The sequence below is a fragment of the Burkholderia sp. IO2 genome (genome assembly GCF_029522185.1).
Lineage (GTDB): Bacteria > Pseudomonadota > Gammaproteobacteria > Burkholderiales > Burkholderiaceae > Burkholderia > Burkholderia cenocepacia.
This window is the reverse complement of the sequence record NZ_JAKWFH010000007.1, coordinates 63,886-78,063: the sequence shown is the minus strand read 5'-3', so window position 1 is coordinate 78,063 and position 14,178 is coordinate 63,886. Positions and strand designations below refer to the sequence as shown.

15 protein-coding genes are annotated in these 14,178 nt (G+C 65.1%); 11 read left to right on the top strand and 4 right to left on the bottom strand.

From position 1 onward, the window contains the following. Positions 1 to 148 precede the first annotated feature (148 nt). From MMB92_RS06325 to nadC, 3 genes are all read left to right on the top strand, one after another. Entirely contained in the window at positions 149 to 1,345 is a 1,197-nt protein-coding gene (locus tag MMB92_RS06325) for an acyl-CoA desaturase (protein WP_006491832.1), read from the top strand. Between the two features lie 254 nt (positions 1,346 to 1,599). Continuing rightward, positions 1,600 to 2,736 (top strand): quinolinate synthase NadA, encoded by a 1,137-nt coding sequence (nadA, locus tag MMB92_RS06320; RefSeq protein ID WP_048984591.1) that lies wholly within the window; start codon positions 1,600 to 1,602, stop codon positions 2,734 to 2,736. Continuing rightward, positions 2,733 to 3,614: a carboxylating nicotinate-nucleotide diphosphorylase gene (nadC, locus tag MMB92_RS06315; protein WP_062884360.1), complete on the top strand. Its 882-nt coding sequence runs from the start codon at positions 2,733 to 2,735 to the stop codon at positions 3,612 to 3,614. The genes nadA and nadC overlap by 4 nt, the downstream gene beginning before the upstream one ends. A 95-nt stretch (positions 3,615 to 3,709) precedes the next feature. On the opposite strand, the gene nadB is transcribed toward nadC, so the two are convergent. The 4 genes from nadB to radC form a co-directional block, all read right to left on the bottom strand. Further along, the gene (gene nadB / locus MMB92_RS06310; RefSeq protein ID WP_006488962.1) at positions 3,710 to 5,296 is read right to left on the bottom strand and encodes an L-aspartate oxidase; all 1,587 of its coding nucleotides are present in this window, start codon (positions 5,294 to 5,296) and stop codon (positions 3,710 to 3,712) included. 169 nt (positions 5,297 to 5,465) lie between these two features. Beyond that, positions 5,466 to 5,633: a 50S ribosomal protein L33 gene (gene rpmG, locus MMB92_RS06305; RefSeq protein WP_006478046.1), complete on the bottom strand. Its 168-nt coding sequence runs from the start codon at positions 5,631 to 5,633 to the stop codon at positions 5,466 to 5,468. A gap of 17 nt (positions 5,634 to 5,650) precedes the next feature. Continuing rightward, entirely contained in the window at positions 5,651 to 5,884 is a 234-nt protein-coding gene (gene rpmB / locus MMB92_RS06300; protein ID WP_004186391.1) for a 50S ribosomal protein L28, read from the bottom strand. A gap of 237 nt (positions 5,885 to 6,121) precedes the next feature. Next, positions 6,122 to 6,895, bottom strand: coding sequence for a DNA repair protein RadC (gene radC / locus MMB92_RS06295; RefSeq protein ID WP_006496138.1), 774 nt, complete (start codon positions 6,893 to 6,895; stop codon positions 6,122 to 6,124). Positions 6,896 to 7,030: 135 nt separating this feature from the next. On the opposite strand from radC, the gene MMB92_RS06290 reads away from it, so the two are divergent. The 8 genes from MMB92_RS06290 to MMB92_RS06255 all read left to right on the top strand — a co-directional run bounded on the left by MMB92_RS06290 (position 7,031) and on the right by MMB92_RS06255 (position 14,169). Continuing rightward, positions 7,031 to 7,486 (top strand): peptidylprolyl isomerase, encoded by a 456-nt coding sequence (locus tag MMB92_RS06290; protein WP_006488950.1) that lies wholly within the window; start codon positions 7,031 to 7,033, stop codon positions 7,484 to 7,486. Positions 7,487 to 7,488: 2 nt separating this feature from the next. Continuing rightward, positions 7,489 to 8,469, top strand: coding sequence for a 4-hydroxy-3-methylbut-2-enyl diphosphate reductase (ispH, locus tag MMB92_RS06285; protein ID WP_006488968.1), 981 nt, complete (start codon positions 7,489 to 7,491; stop codon positions 8,467 to 8,469). Positions 8,470 to 8,673: 204 nt separating this feature from the next. Continuing rightward, entirely contained in the window at positions 8,674 to 9,384 is a 711-nt protein-coding gene (locus MMB92_RS06280; RefSeq protein ID WP_006488963.1) for a hypothetical protein, read from the top strand. Between the two features lie 211 nt (positions 9,385 to 9,595). Beyond that, entirely contained in the window at positions 9,596 to 10,546 is a 951-nt protein-coding gene (locus MMB92_RS06275; protein ID WP_077055737.1) for a branched-chain amino acid ABC transporter permease, read from the top strand. Positions 10,547 to 10,565: 19 nt separating this feature from the next. Next, complete coding sequence (locus tag MMB92_RS06270) at positions 10,566 to 11,735, top strand: ABC transporter ATP-binding protein (protein WP_006488940.1); 1,170 nt, start codon at positions 10,566 to 10,568, stop codon at positions 11,733 to 11,735. A 23-nt stretch (positions 11,736 to 11,758) separates the two neighbouring features. Continuing rightward, complete coding sequence (locus MMB92_RS06265) at positions 11,759 to 12,535, top strand: ABC transporter ATP-binding protein (RefSeq protein ID WP_006478053.1); 777 nt, start codon at positions 11,759 to 11,761, stop codon at positions 12,533 to 12,535. After that, on the top strand, positions 12,535 to 13,251 hold the full coding sequence (locus tag MMB92_RS06260) for an ABC transporter ATP-binding protein (protein WP_012492822.1): 717 nt from the start codon (positions 12,535 to 12,537) through the stop codon (positions 13,249 to 13,251). Before MMB92_RS06265 ends, MMB92_RS06260 begins: the two co-directional genes overlap by 1 nt. Before the next feature lie 246 nt (positions 13,252 to 13,497). Continuing rightward, positions 13,498 to 14,169 (top strand): DUF2278 family protein, encoded by a 672-nt coding sequence (locus tag MMB92_RS06255; protein WP_080324365.1) that lies wholly within the window; start codon positions 13,498 to 13,500, stop codon positions 14,167 to 14,169. The last annotated feature ends 9 nt before the right edge of the window (positions 14,170 to 14,178 follow it).

The window sequence follows — 14,178 nt, the reverse complement described above, 5'->3', positions numbered from 1 at the left end:
CCGTGGACCGCGCGGATTGCGTCAGGGCAAGAAAATATTCATTTTTTACAAAGACTTGGAACGGTTGAAGTAAAATTCTGGTCTACACGCGGTATGCTTTCATTCTTCTGACGCCGGTGCGGCGTCGCTCTCATCACAGGTAACTGCCTTGTTGAATTCCCTGCTCGATTTTCTTTCCCACGGGCTCCTGCATTTTTCGTGGTGGCAGGTCGCGCTGTTCGCGCTCGCCGTCACGCACGTCACGATCATCGGTGTGACGGTCTACCTGCATCGCTGCCAGGCGCACCGCGCGCTGGAGCTGCATCCGATCGCGAGCCACTTCTTCCGTCTCTGGCTGTGGATGACCACCGGCATGCTGACCGGCCAGTGGGCCGCGATTCACCGCAAGCACCATGCGAAGTGCGAGACCGAGGAAGATCCGCACAGCCCGCAGACGCGCGGCATCTGGAAGGTGTTCCTCGAGGGCGCCGAGCTGTATCGCGCGGAAGCGAAGAACGAAGAGACGATGCGCAAGTTCAGCCACGGCACGCCGAACGACTGGATCGAACGCAACCTCTACTCGAAGTACCCGATCCTCGGTGTGAGCCTGATGATGGTGATCGACGTCGCGCTGTTCGGCGTGCTCGGCCTGACCGTCTGGGCCGTGCAGATGGTGTGGATCCCGTTCTGGGCGGCCGGTGTCGTCAACGGCTTCGGTCACTTCTGGGGCTATCGCAACTTCAACTCGGCCGACGCGAGCACGAACCTGTTCCCGTGGGGCATCGTGATCGGCGGCGAAGAGCTGCACAACAACCACCACACGTTCGCGACGTCGGCGAAGCTGTCGAACAAGTGGTACGAGTTCGACATCGGCTGGATGTACATCCGCATCATGTCGGCCTTCGGTCTCGCGAAGGTGAAGAAGGTCGCGCCGACGCCGCGCCTGAACAAGCCGAAGACGGTGCTCGATCAGGAAACGCTGCAGGCCGTGCTGTCGAACCGTTACGAAGTGATGGCGAGCTACGGCAAGGCCGTGAAGCGTGCGTACCGCCAGGAGCTCGCGCACCTGAAGGAACTCGGTTCGAGCGAGAAGTACCAGTTGATGCGCGGTGCCCGCAAGTGGTTCCACAAGGACGCCGACGGTCTCGACGAGCCGCAGAAGAAGCTGCTGCCAGAAATCTTCGCGAACAGCCAGAAGCTGCATACGTACTTCCAGCTGCGCCAGGATCTGGCCGCGATCTGGGATCGTTCGACCGCGTCGCGCGAACAGCTTCTCGCGCAATTGCAGGATTGGTGTCATCGCGCAGAACAAAGCGGCATCAAGGCGCTGCAGGAATTCGCGACGCGCCTGCGTCGCTACGCCTGATTCGAAATCGATTAGAATCTCAGGACGTCACAAACCCCGCGTTGGCGGGGTTTTTTCATTTGGGCCGCCGGTTTGTGAAGCGCGTCGGCGGGCCGGGATTTGTCTGACGCTTGGGGCCGTGGCGGGTGGTGTCCCGGGGCGAATGAAAGGGATGGGATCGGGGCAGGCGCGAACGCGCCAACGCCGATCGACCGCGTAGCATGGGATCAGGGTAAGCGCTCAAGCGCCAACGCTGATCGACAGGAGATATGGAGATGCAATCGACGATCAAACCCGTCGAGTACGACCGGCCCGTCGCAGCCGGGACCGTGTGCGGCGTGGGGCAGGCATGGGCCAAGGTGCCCGATGCGCCGTCCGCCGAGGAACGCGCTGCGCTGAAAGCACGCATCAAGGCGTTGCTTGCCCGTGAAAAGGCCGTGCTGGTCGCCCACTACTACGTGGACGCCGAACTGCAGGAACTGGCCGACGAAACGGGCGGCTGCGTGGCGGATTCGCTCGAAATGGCGCGCTTCGGCCGCGATCACGACGCGCAGACGCTGGTCGTCGCCGGCGTGCGCTTCATGGGCGAAACCGCGAAGATCCTGAGCCCGAACAAACGGATCCTGATGCCCGATCTCGACGCGACCTGCTCGCTCGACCTCGGCTGCCCGGTCGACGAATTCTCGGCGTTCTGCGATGCGCATCCCGACCGTACCGTCGTCGTCTACGCGAACACCAGCGCGGCCGTGAAGGCGCGCGCGGACTGGATGGTCACGTCGTCGATCGGCCTCGAGATCGTGGCCGACCTGCACGCGCGCGGCGAAAAGATCATCTGGGCGCCGGACCGTCATCTCGGCAGCTACATCCAGAAGAAAACCGGCGCGGACATGCTGCTGTGGCAGGGCTCGTGCCTCGTCCACGACGAGTTCAAGGGCATCGAGCTCGACCTGCTGCGCGCCGAATATCCGGACGCGAAGGTGCTCGTCCATCCCGAGTCGCCGGAAAACGTCGTGGCGCAGGCCGATGTCGTCGGCTCGACCACGCAGCTGATCGACGCGGCCGTCAAGTTCGACGCGACCCGCTTCATCGTCGCGACCGATCTCGGCATCCTGCACAAGATGCAGCTTGCCGCGCCCGGCAAGACCTTCATCGCCGCGCCGACGGCCGGCAACAGCGCGACCTGCAAGAGCTGCGCGCATTGCCCGTGGATGGCGATGAACGGCCTCGCGAACCTCGCCGACGTGCTCGAACGCGGTCACAACGAGATCTTCGTCGATCCCGCGATCGGCGAGCGCGCGCGTCTGCCGATCGACCGGATGCTCGAATTCGCGGCTGCGCACAAGAAGCGCGTGCAGGCGAGCGGCGACCTGCAGCGCGACCAGCAATTGTTCGCGAACGTGGGGGCCGCATGAGCAACGCCGTATCCCCGCTGTTCGACGCCGTCCGCGCGCAGTACGGCGCGGCATTCGACGAAGCGATCGCGCGCAACGTGGCCGATGCGATCGCCGAAGACGTCGGTGCCGGCGACCAGACTGGGCGGCTCGTGCCGGCCGGCGAGCACCGCCGCGCGCGGATCATCGTGCGCGAGGAAGCGGTGCTGTGCGGCGTACCGTGGTTCGAGGCCGTGATCGGACGGATCGATCCGTCGATCGTCGTGCGCTGGCGCTATCGCGAAGGCGGCCGGATGACGGCCGATTCGACCGTCTGCGAACTCGAAGGGCCGGCACGCGCGCTGCTGACGGCCGAGCGCAACGGGCTGAACTTCCTGCAGTTGCTGTCGGGCGTCGCGACGGCGACGCGCCGTTACGTCGACCGCGTCGAAGGCACGCGCGCGAAGATCCTCGATACGCGCAAGACGTTGCCGGGGCTGCGGCTCGCGCAGAAGTACGCGGTCCGGGTCGGCGGCGGCGAGAACCAGCGTCTCGCGCTGTACGACGGCATCCTGATCAAGGAGAACCACATCGCGGCGGCAGGCGGTGTCGGCGAGGCGCTCGATGCGGCGTTCGCGCTGAAATCGGGCGTGCCCGTGCAGGTCGAAGTCGAGACGCTCGCGCAGCTCGACACGGCGCTCGCGCACGGGGCGCAGTCGGTGCTGCTCGACAACTTCACGCTCGACATGATGCGCGAAGCGGTGCGCGTGGCGGATGGCAAGGCCGTGCTCGAAGTCTCGGGCGGCGTCAATTTCGAGACGGTCCGCACGTTCGCGGAGACGGGCGTCGATCGCATCTCGATCGGCGCGCTGACGAAGGATGTGCGGGCGACCGATTATTCGATGCGGATCGTCGACTGACCGAACATCATCCGATCAGACAAAAAGCCGTTGGCGCGCAAGCGCCAACGGCTTTTTTCTTGTGCTGCCGCGGCCGCGGAAGGGCGGCGCGCCGCTCAGCGGCGCACGCGCGGCGTGAGCACGCTCGGCAATGCTTTCGGCAGCGTATGCGGCCAGTCGCGGCTGTAGTGCAGCCCGCGGCTTTCGCGGCGCGAGTGCGCGCTTTTCACGATCAGCGTTGCCACGTCGACGAGGTTGCGCAGTTCGAGCAGATCGCGCGTCACGCGGAAGTTCGCGTAGTACTCGTGGATCTCGTCGCGCAGCAGCGACAGGCGATGTTTCGCGCGCTCGAGGCGCTTGTCGGTGCGCACGATGCCGACGTAGTTCCACATCAGGCGGCGCAGTTCGTCCCAGTTGTGGGCCACGACGACTTCCTCGTCCGCGTCCGACACGCGGCTTTCGTCCCACGCGGGCAGCGCGGCCGGCGTGTCGGCGTCGAAGCCGGCCGCCTCGATCGCCTCGGCTGCCGCGCGGCCGATCACCAGACATTCGAGCAGCGAGTTGCTCGCGAGCCGGTTCGCGCCGTGCAGCCCCGTGTACGAGGTTTCGCCGACCGCGTACAGGCCGGCGAGGTCGGTGCGTCCGGCGAGATCGGTGACGACCCCGCCGCACGTATAGTGCGCGGCCGGCACGACCGGGATCGGTTCTTTCGCGATGTCGATGCCGAATTCGAGGCAGCGCGCATGGATCGTCGGGAAATGTTCGCGCAGGAACGCTTCCGGCTGATGGCTGATGTCGAGATACACGCAGTCGATCCCGCGCTTCTTGATCTCGAAGTCGATCGCGCGCGCGACGATGTCGCGCGGCGCGAGTTCGGCGCGCGGATCGTGCGACGGCATGAAGCGCGTGCCGTCAGGCAGCTTCAGCAGGCCGCCTTCGCCGCGCACGGCTTCCGAAATCAGGAACGATTTTGCGTACGGATGGAACAGGCAGGTCGGGTGGAACTGGATGAATTCCATGTTCGACACGCGGCAGCCGGCACGCCACGCCATCGCGATGCCGTCGCCGGTCGCGGTGTCGGGGTTCGTCGTGTACAGGTAGACCTTGCCGGCGCCGCCGGTGGCGAGCACCGTGTGCGGCGCCTCGATCGTGATCGTGCGGTCGTTGTCGACGTCGAGTGCATACAGGCCGTGGCAGCGGCGGCCGGGCAGGCCGAGCCGATCCGACGTGATCAGGTCGATCGCGTGATGATTTTCGAAGAACGTGATGTTCGGATGCTGGCGCGCGCGCGCCGACAGCGTCGCGAGCACCGCATGGCCGGTCGCATCGGCCGCATGGATGATCCGGCGATGGCTGTGGCCGCCTTCGCGCGTCAGGTGAAAGCCGAGTTCGGCCGCGTCGTCCTTCGTGAACGGCACGCCTTGCGAGATCAGCCATTCGATGGCTTCGCGGCCGTGCTCGACGATGTAGCGCGTCGCGCCTTCGTCGCAGAGGCCGCCACCGGCGACCAGCGTGTCGTCGACGTGGTTCTCGATGCTGTCCGCCGAGTCGAGGACCGCCGCGATGCCGCCCTGCGCGTTATCGCTCGCCCCCTCCATCATCGAACGTTTCGCGATCAGCGCGACACGTCGCGTGCTGGCCAGATTGAGTGCGACCGACAGCCCTGCCAGGCCGCTGCCGACGATCGCCACGTCGAATTTCATGCTGCATCTCCATCGTTACGCTTTTGATCTTGCGTTCCGTCGACCGCGGCCGCGGAAAGGGGAGAGCATACCGCGTCGGGCTCACGCGTGCGCGCGAAAACCGCGCAAAACAAAAAGCCCCGCATGTGCGGGGCTTTTCGGTCGCCGTCAGGCTGGCAGAAACCGGAGATTACTTGATCTTGGTTTCTTTGTATTCAACGTGCTTGCGGACGACGGGATCGAACTTCTTGATCGCCATCTTTTCCGGCATGTTGCGCTTGTTCTTCGTGGTCGTGTAGAAGTGACCCGTACCAGCGGTCGACTCGAGCTTGATCTTGTCGCGGGCGCCTTTTGCCATGATTGTGCTCCTTGGGCTTAGGCTTCGCCGCGTGCGCGCAGGTCAGCGAGCACGGAATCGATGCCGTTCTTGTCGATCAGGCGCAGGCCGGCGTTCGAGACGCGCAGGCGCACCCAGCGGTTTTCGCTCTCAACCCAGAACCGGCGGTTCTGCAGGTTCGGGAGGAAGCGACGCTTCGTCTTGTTGTTGGCGTGGGAAACGTTGTTGCCGCTCATCGGCGCTTTCCCAGTTACTTGGCATACGCGTGCCATGAGAGCACTCCTAATACGCTAAATTCGGGGTTCGATCGCCGGTGAAGGTTCCATCGCACCGCCACGTGATCCATGGCTGCACTCAGAACGCCGTAGCCCTTACAGACAAGGCCCTTCGATGGCTAGAACTGGTTGGAAAAAAGACAGACGACGATTCTAGCAGAAAAAGTTCAGAAAAATCAAACCCAATTTCGCTTCGTCGTTGCGGCGCCCTGGGACGGGCCGCCGCGCCACAGTCTACAGCCAACCGGCCCGCGCGAACGAGAAAGTATCGCTGACCCCGACGACGACGTGATCGAGCAGCCGCACGTCGACGAGCTCGAGCGCGTCTTTCAGCACGCGGGTCAGGCGGCGGTCTTCCGCGCTCGGCTGTACCGCGCCCGACGGATGATTGTGCGCGACGATCAGCGCCGCGGCGTTGTGCTTCATCGCGCGGCGCACGATCTCGCGCGGATAGACGGCCATGCGGGTGAGCGAGCCGCGCGCGATTTCCTCCATGTCGATCAGACGGTTGCGCGCATCCAGATAGACCGCGATGAACACTTCGTACTGGCGCGTGCCGATCTTCAGTCGCAAGCAATCCTCGACCGCGCCGGGCGAGTCGATCGGCATCCGTTCTTCCGCTTTCTCCACCAGCATGCGCCGCGCGATCTCGGTGACCGCGACGAGCCGCGCGGAGCGTGCGGGGCCGATGCCGGGGTACGCCTCGAAATCGTCGGCGCTCGCTTCGAGCAGCCCGCGCAACGTGCCGAACTGCTCGACCAGTGCGCGGGCGGTGACGAAGACGTCGTGACCGGGCTTGCCGGTGCCGAGCAGCAGCGCGATCAGCTCGTCGTCGGTCAGCGCGGCCGGCCCGCGCTCCAGCAATCGCTCGCGTGGCCGCTCGGGCCGCCAGTCGCCCGGGCGGCGCCTGCGCCGGTTGATCGGGATCACGCGGCCGGGCGGATCGGCCGGCGTGTCGGCGGTGTCGCGGCATTCGGCCGGCGGCACGATGAGGCAGGGTGACAGCATGGTCGGAACTCCATTGGCGGCGGGCGGCGTGCGCAACGTCGTCGCACTTTCCGCCTTGCACGCTCAGGTGACTTACAATATTGGCTTTGCGCCGGGCCATTCGGCCGTAGCGGGCGCCGACTGAACGAGTAATTCATGAGCCTCATCGATCTATCCGAAGTGAAGCCCGGTTCCCACGTCACGTTGCATTATCGGCTGGCACTGGCCGACGGCGCCGACATCGTCAACACCTTTTCGGACAAGCCGGCCACGCTGTTGCTGGGCGCGGGGCAACTGGCGCCGTCGCTGGAACAGATTCTGCTCGGGCTCCGGGTCGGCGACCATTCGACTTTTCAGCTAGCCCCCGATCAGGGGTTCGGCCCCCGCAATCCCGACATGCTCCAGCGCGTGACGCTGTCGACGCTGCGCGAGAACGGGATGGTCGGCGACGATTTCACGCCGGGCGAACTCATCGAGTTCAACGCACCGGATGGCGGTCGCTACGCGGGGGTGCTGAAGGAAGTCAGCGAGACCTCGGCGCTGTTCGACTTCAATCATCCGCTCGCGGGCCAGGCGCTCACGTTCGAAGTGAAAATCATCGGAATCCTGTAATCATGAGTACCACCGATACGCTGTCCGGGCAGACCGTCGCCGCCGACGCCGAAATCCTGCTGGCCCAGCCGCGCGGTTTCTGCGCGGGTGTCGATCGCGCGATCGAGATCGTCGAGCGCGCCATCGCGATGCACGGTGCGCCGATCTACGTGCGTCACGAAATCGTCCACAACAAGTACGTGGTCGAGGATCTGAAGAAGAAGGGCGCGATCTTCGTCGAGGAACTCGAGGAAGTGCCGGCCGGCAACACTGTGATCTTCAGTGCGCACGGCGTGTCGAAGGCCGTGCGCGACGAGGCCGACGTGCGCGGGCTGCGCATTTACGACGCTACCTGCCCGCTCGTCACGAAGGTGCACGTCGAAGTGGCGAAGATGCGCCAGGACGGCGTCGACATCGTGATGATCGGCCACAAGGGCCATCCCGAAGTCGAAGGCACGATGGGCCAGGTCGAGCGTGGCATGCACCTCGTCGAAAGTGTGGAGGACGTGCAGAAGCTCGAGCTCGCCGATCCCGAGCGCATCGCGCTCGTCACACAGACGACGCTGTCCGTCGACGACGCGGCCGAGATCATCGGCGCGCTGAAGGCGAAGTATCCGAAGATCCGCGAGCCGAAGAAGCAGGACATCTGCTACGCGACGCAGAACCGCCAGGACGCGGTGAAGTTCATGGCGCCGCAATGCGATGTCGTGATCGTGGTCGGTAGTCCGAACAGCTCGAACTCGAGCCGGCTGCGCGAAGTGGCCGAGAAGCGCGGCGTGGCCGCGTACATGGTCGATGCACCGGACCAGATCGATCCGGCGTGGGTCGCCGGCAAGCGCCGCATCGGCGTGACGGCCGGCGCGTCGGCGCCCGAGGTGCTCGCCCAGGCCGTGATCGCGCGGCTGCGCGAGCTCGGCGTGCGCAACGTCCGCGCACTCGACGGCATCGAGGAAAACGTGTCGTTTCCGCTGCCGCGCGGGTTGAACCTGCCGCCCGCCGCCTGATTGCCGCATCGCACCCGCGGAACACCGAAGCGCGCCTCCCGGCGCGCTTTTTTTTGGTGTCTCGAAATTGTAATCGCAACCATTATTCCCAATGATGGTGCAACCCGGTTGCTCCCGCCTCATCCAATCGTTTCTCAAAATTGGTTGCAATGCAGGAAAACCCCATCGAATCAGGATTATTGGCGTCCTATAAATGGAGTTACAATGCGCCCGTTTTCAAGCCGGAATGGCTTTGAAATCGGGTTTTGGCAAGGCGCGGGAGACCATTCAATGCATGTGAAGTTGGCTTACGCCGTGTCCGTCGCCGCACCGGTTGCAATGCTTGCCGGCTGCAGCAAAAAGAGCGACGACGGGGCGGGCAGGGACGCTGCGGTAATCGCGGCATCATCGGCCAGCGGCGTGCGCGTCGCCGGAGCCGGACGTGCGGCGCCATCGGCGCGCCGTATCGCGCAACTGGGCAGGGACAAGGAAAACGGGGCAGGTTTGACGATCGAGGACATCAACGCGCTTGGCCTGACGACGGGCCGGGCAGCGGGCATGCAGACTGCGTCGCGGCAAGCCGCCGGTCGACGGATGCCGGACGATCGCGGCGTTGCCGGCAGCGTGCCGAAGCCACTGTCCCCCCTTCAATTCGATTCGACGAAACAGCGCGCCGCCGCGACCGACCGTGTCGTGACGCGCAGTCTGGTTCGTACGATGGATTCCGATGCAGTCCTGACGAAAGTCGGGCGCGACTGCCGCAACGCCCTGCCGGGCGACGCGGCGCGGAATCCGATCCGTCCGGGCGCGCTGCTTGCGCGGCGCCGGACGGGCCAAGGCACGGATGCCGGGAAACCGGACGACGGCCGTCTCGGCATGCTGCCCCACGACTTCAAGGAGGCCACGAACACCGTCCTCGATGTCGTGACGATTTAGCGACGGGACTCATGACGGCACCGGAACAGTGCGGTGCCGTTTTTGTATCCGCTCCGGCGGCAGGTCCGGCCGTACAGGCCGGGCGGCGCGCGCCGGGACGATCCACCCTTACCGGTATCGACTAGTACCCGCAGTGTCGCCGAGAAGGCGCGATTCCTCGCTTACCCGCGGGGCGCAACGTCCTCCGGCAGCACGGGCCAAGGAGCTTTAAATGGATATTTTCGTCCAGCAGGTTCTCAACGGGCTGGTGCTCGGCAGTGTGTACGCCATCATCGCGTTGGGATACACGATGGTGTACGGCATTCTCGGCATCATCAACTTCGCGCACGGCGACGTGCTGATGATCGGCGCGATGGTTGCGCTGTCGGCCATCACCGTGCTGCAGAACCACTTTCCCGGACTCGGCAACGTCGCGACGCTGACGATCGGCCTGAGCATCGCCGCGGTCGTCTGTGCGTTCGTCGGCTTCACGATCGAACGCGTCGCGTACCGGCCGCTGCGCCGCGCGCCGCGTCTCGCGCCGCTGATCACCGCGATCGGCGTGTCGATCCTGCTGCAGACGGCTGCGATGATCATCTGGTCGCGCAACCCGCTGCCGTTCCCGCAATTGCTGCCGACCGACCCGATCAACGTGATCAAGGCGACCGACACGACGCCCGGCGCCGTGATCTCGGTCACGGAAATCGTGATCATCGCGGTCGCGTTCATCGTGATGGGCGGCCTGCTGCTGCTCGTGCACAAGACCAAGCTCGGCCGCGCGATGCGCGCGATCGCCGAAAGCCCGAATACGGCAAGCCTGATGGGCGTGAACCCGAACTTCGTGATCTCGGCGACGTTCATGATCGGCTCCGCGCTCGCCGCGCTGGCCGGCGTGATGATCGCGTCCGAATACGGCAACGTGCACTTCTACATGGGCTTCATCCCCGGCATGAAGGCGTTTACCGCGGCGGTGCTCGGCGGGATCGGCAACCTCGGCGGCGCGATGGTCGGCGGCGTGCTGCTCGGCCTGATCGAGCAGCTCGGGGCCGGCTACATCGGCAACCTCACGGGTGGCGTATTCGGCAGCAACTACCAGGACGTGTTCGCCTTCATCGTGCTGATCATCGTGCTGGTGTTCCGTCCGTCGGGCCTGCTGGGCGAACGTGTCGCGGACCGCGCGTAACGGAAGGGGAGCAAACAACATGACATCCATTCAACCGATCGAATCGTCGACGTCGCTGGTCGAAGAGCGCAACACCGCCAAGACCGTCGTCATCGGCCTCCTCACTGCCGTCCTCGTGATCGCCGCGCCGATCGTGATCGGCTCGGCCGGCGGCAACTACTGGGTCCGCGTGCTCGACTTCGCGATGCTGTACGTGATGCTCGCGCTGGGCCTGAACGTGGTGGTCGGCTTCGCCGGCCTGCTCGACCTGGGCTACATCGCGTTCTACGCGGTGGGCGCCTACACGGCGGCGCTGCTGAGCTCGCCGCACCTGACCTCGCAGTTCGAGTGGATCGCGGCGCTCGCGCCGAACGGCCTGCACGTGCCGTTCCTGCTGATCGTGCCGATCGCGATGGCGCTGGCGGCGACCTTCGGGATCCTGCTCGGCGCGCCGACGCTGCGCCTGCGCGGCGACTACCTGGCGATCGTCACGCTCGGCTTCGGTGAAATCGTCCGGATCTTCATGAACAACCTCGACCGTCCGGTGAACATCACCAACGGCCCGAAGGGGATCACGGGCATCGATCCGGTGCACGTCGGCGGCTTCAACCTGTCGCAGACGCATACGCTGTTCGGCTTCCAGCTGCCGTCGGTGTACATGTACTACTACCTGTTCGTGCTCTGCTCGCTGCTGGTGATCTGGGTGTGTACGCGTCTGCAGCACTCGCGTATCGGCCGCGCGTGGGCCGCGATCCGCGAAGACGAAATCGCCGCGAAGGCGATGGGCATCAACACCCGTAACGTGAAGCTGCTCGCGTTCGCGATGGGCGCTTCGTTCGGCGGCCTGTCGGGCTCGATGTTCGGCGCGTTCCAGGGCTTCGTGTCGCCCGAGTCGTTCACGTTCTGGGAATCGATCGTCGTGCTCGCCTGCGTGGTGCTCGGCGGCATGGGCCACATCCCGGGCGTGATCCTGGGCGCGGTGCTGCTCGCGATCTTCCCGGAATTCCTGCGCTCGACGATGAGCCCGCTGCAGCACGCGCTGTTCGGTCACGACATCGTCGATACCGAAGTGATCCGTCAGGCGCTGTACGGCCTCGCGATGGTGATCATCATGCTGTACCGCTCGGAAGGCCTGTGGCCCGCGCCGAAGCATGAGGACAAGATCGCGAAACTGGCGAAGCGCAACAGCAAGAAGCCGGTGCGCGCTTAACCTACGGACAAGGGGATACACACATGAGCGACAAGCAAATCCGACTGTCCGTCTCGGGCGTGAACAAGCGCTTCGGCGGGCTGCAGGCACTGTCCGACGTCGGCCTGCAGATCCGCGAAGGCGAGATCTACGGTCTGATCGGCCCGAACGGGGCCGGCAAGACGACGTTCTTCAACGTGATCACGGGCCTCTACACGCCGGACTCCGGCGACTTCAAGCTGGACGGCACGAACTACACGCCGACGGCCGTGCACCAGGTGGCCAAGGCCGGCATCGCGCGCACGTTCCAGAACATCCGCCTGTTCGGCGGGATGACGGCGCTCGAGAACGTGATGGTGGGCCGCCACGTGCGCACCAAGCACGGTCTGCTGGGCGCGGTGTTCCAGACGCCGGCCGAACGCCAGGAAGAGCGCGAGATCAAGGAGCGCGCGATCGAGCTGCTCGAATACGTCGGCGTGCTGCAGTACGCGGACTACACGTCGCGCAACCTGTCGTACGGTCACCAGCGTCGTCTGGAAATCGCCCGTGCGCTCGCGACCGACCCGAAGCTGCTCGCGCTCGACGAGCCGGCGGCCGGGATGAACGCGACCGAGAAGGTCGAACTCACGCGCCTGCTCGACAAGATCCGCTCGGACGGCCGCACCATTCTCCTGATCGAGCACGACGTGAAGCTCGTGATGGGGTTGTGCAACCGGATGACGGTGCTCGATTACGGCAAGGTGATCGCCGAGGGTCTGCCGCAGGACGTGCAGAAGAATCCGAAGGTGATTGAGGCATATCTCGGCGCAGGGGTGCACTGATGGCAGCGGCAATGTTGAAAATCAAGGGCTTGCAGGTCAACTACGGCGGCATTCAGGCCGTCAAGGGCGTTGACATGGAAGTCCGTCAGGGCGAGCTCGTGACGCTGATCGGTGCGAACGGCGCCGGCAAGACCACGACGATGAAGGCGATCACCGGCCTGAAGCCGTACTCGGCGGGCGACATCGAGTACGACGGCAAGTCGATCAAGGGCATCCCGCCGCACGAACTGCTCAAGCGCGGCCTCGCGATGGTGCCGGAAGGCCGCGGGATCTTCGCGCGGATGTCGATCATCGAGAACATGCAGATGGGCGCGTACCTGCGCAACGACAACGAGCAGATCAAGAAGGACGTCGACCGGATGTTCGGCTTCTTCCCGCGCCTGAAGGAGCGGGCGACGCAGCTCGCGGGCACGTTGTCGGGCGGCGAGCAGCAGATGCTGGCGATGTCGCGCGCGATCCTCTCCAAGCCGAAGCTGCTGTTGCTCGACGAGCCGTCGATGGGCCTGTCGCCGATCATGGTCGAGAAGATCTTCGAAGTGGTGCGCGAGATCTCGAAGGAGGGCATCACGGTGCTGCTGGTCGAGCAGAACGCACGCCTCGCGCTGCAGGCGGCCGACCGCGGCTACGTGATGGATTCGGGCACGGTCACGATGGAAGGCGACGCGAAGCAGATGCTCGACGATCCGAAGGTGCGCGCCGCGTATCTGGGCGAGTAAGCGATCGAACGCGCGGGCCCGGTTGCGCATGGCGCATCCGGGCTGTCGAAAAGCCGTCACGGGAAACCGTGACGGCTTTTTTTCGTCGTGCGCGATTCGCGTCGAACTGTGCGCGCAAAGGCGACTCCATTCGACTGTTGCACTGCGCAGGCTGCATCGCGTGCCGGCGACACCGCGGCCGGCCGTCGGCAAACCGACACACGGGCTGCGTAGCATCGATGACCCATCGGGACACGGAGAACACGCATGAGTCTGGACTACGGTTTCGTGAAAGCGAAGGTGACGTCGGTGGCGAAGCTGAAGGGCTCGCCGCACGGCAGCGAGATCCAGTATCACGTTCACCTGACGCTGGCGCTGCCGGCGGGCGACTGGGATGTCGCGATCAACGTCGGCACCAACGACGCGGACGACCTGCTGAACTACAAGCTCGTCTACGATTTCCACCATCCGGTCACGCAGACGCTCGCCGCCGCGGCCGAAGGCTATACCGATCTGACGGGGCAGACCGCGCTGCCCGCGCTCGACTACCTGCGCAGCGACATCCTGAACGAGACGGGCGCGTGGCGCGCGAGCGCGGTGATGGACGGCACCGAGCATCCGGAGCCGATCCCGTCGCTGCTGCGGCTGGTGAGCTCCGCGCAGTCGCAGGGCCTCGACGTCGTCGTGTTCGGACGCACCTATGCGCAAGGCAACGGCATCCACGACACGCACATGAACCAGGGCTCGACGGGCCCGCACTACCTGCATCGCGCGGGCGACGACCACAACGACCACAACGACGTGTGGCAGGACGGCGCGCTGCTGGTGCGCGTGAGCGAATCGCAGTGGGCCGCGTATTTCGCGGCGTTCGAGCAGCAGGCCGTGCCGACCGACGCGCTCGGCAATCCGCTGCCGGGCGCGGGGCCGATCACGCGCTGAATCGGCCGG

What these genes read in the sequence shown, in the direction of transcription:
- MMB92_RS06275 (WP_077055737.1), top strand. Translation starts at nt 9,596, where the DNA reads ATGGATATTTTCGTCCAGCAGGTTCTCAACGGGCTGGTGCTCGGCAGT.
- nadB (WP_006488962.1), bottom strand. Translation starts at nt 5,296, where the DNA reads ATGAAATTCGACGTGGCGATCGTCGGCAGCGGCCTGGCAGGGCTGTCG.
- MMB92_RS06280 (WP_006488963.1), top strand. Translation starts at nt 8,674, where the DNA reads ATGCGCCCGTTTTCAAGCCGGAATGGCTTTGAAATCGGGTTTTGGCAA.
- nadC (WP_062884360.1), top strand. Translation starts at nt 2,733, where the DNA reads ATGAGCAACGCCGTATCCCCGCTGTTCGACGCCGTCCGCGCGCAGTAC.
- MMB92_RS06270 (WP_006488940.1), top strand. Translation starts at nt 10,566, where the DNA reads ATGACATCCATTCAACCGATCGAATCGTCGACGTCGCTGGTCGAAGAG.
- ispH (WP_006488968.1), top strand. Translation starts at nt 7,489, where the DNA reads ATGAGTACCACCGATACGCTGTCCGGGCAGACCGTCGCCGCCGACGCC.
- MMB92_RS06265 (WP_006478053.1), top strand. Translation starts at nt 11,759, where the DNA reads ATGAGCGACAAGCAAATCCGACTGTCCGTCTCGGGCGTGAACAAGCGC.
- MMB92_RS06255 (WP_080324365.1), top strand. Translation starts at nt 13,498, where the DNA reads ATGAGTCTGGACTACGGTTTCGTGAAAGCGAAGGTGACGTCGGTGGCG.
- nadA (WP_048984591.1), top strand. Translation starts at nt 1,600, where the DNA reads ATGCAATCGACGATCAAACCCGTCGAGTACGACCGGCCCGTCGCAGCC.
- rpmG (WP_006478046.1), bottom strand. Translation starts at nt 5,633, where the DNA reads ATGGCAAAAGGCGCCCGCGACAAGATCAAGCTCGAGTCGACCGCTGGT.
- MMB92_RS06260 (WP_012492822.1), top strand. Translation starts at nt 12,535, where the DNA reads ATGGCAGCGGCAATGTTGAAAATCAAGGGCTTGCAGGTCAACTACGGC.
- rpmB (WP_004186391.1), bottom strand. Translation starts at nt 5,884, where the DNA reads ATGGCACGCGTATGCCAAGTAACTGGGAAAGCGCCGATGAGCGGCAAC.
- radC (WP_006496138.1), bottom strand. Translation starts at nt 6,895, where the DNA reads ATGCTGTCACCCTGCCTCATCGTGCCGCCGGCCGAATGCCGCGACACC.
- MMB92_RS06290 (WP_006488950.1), top strand. Translation starts at nt 7,031, where the DNA reads ATGAGCCTCATCGATCTATCCGAAGTGAAGCCCGGTTCCCACGTCACG.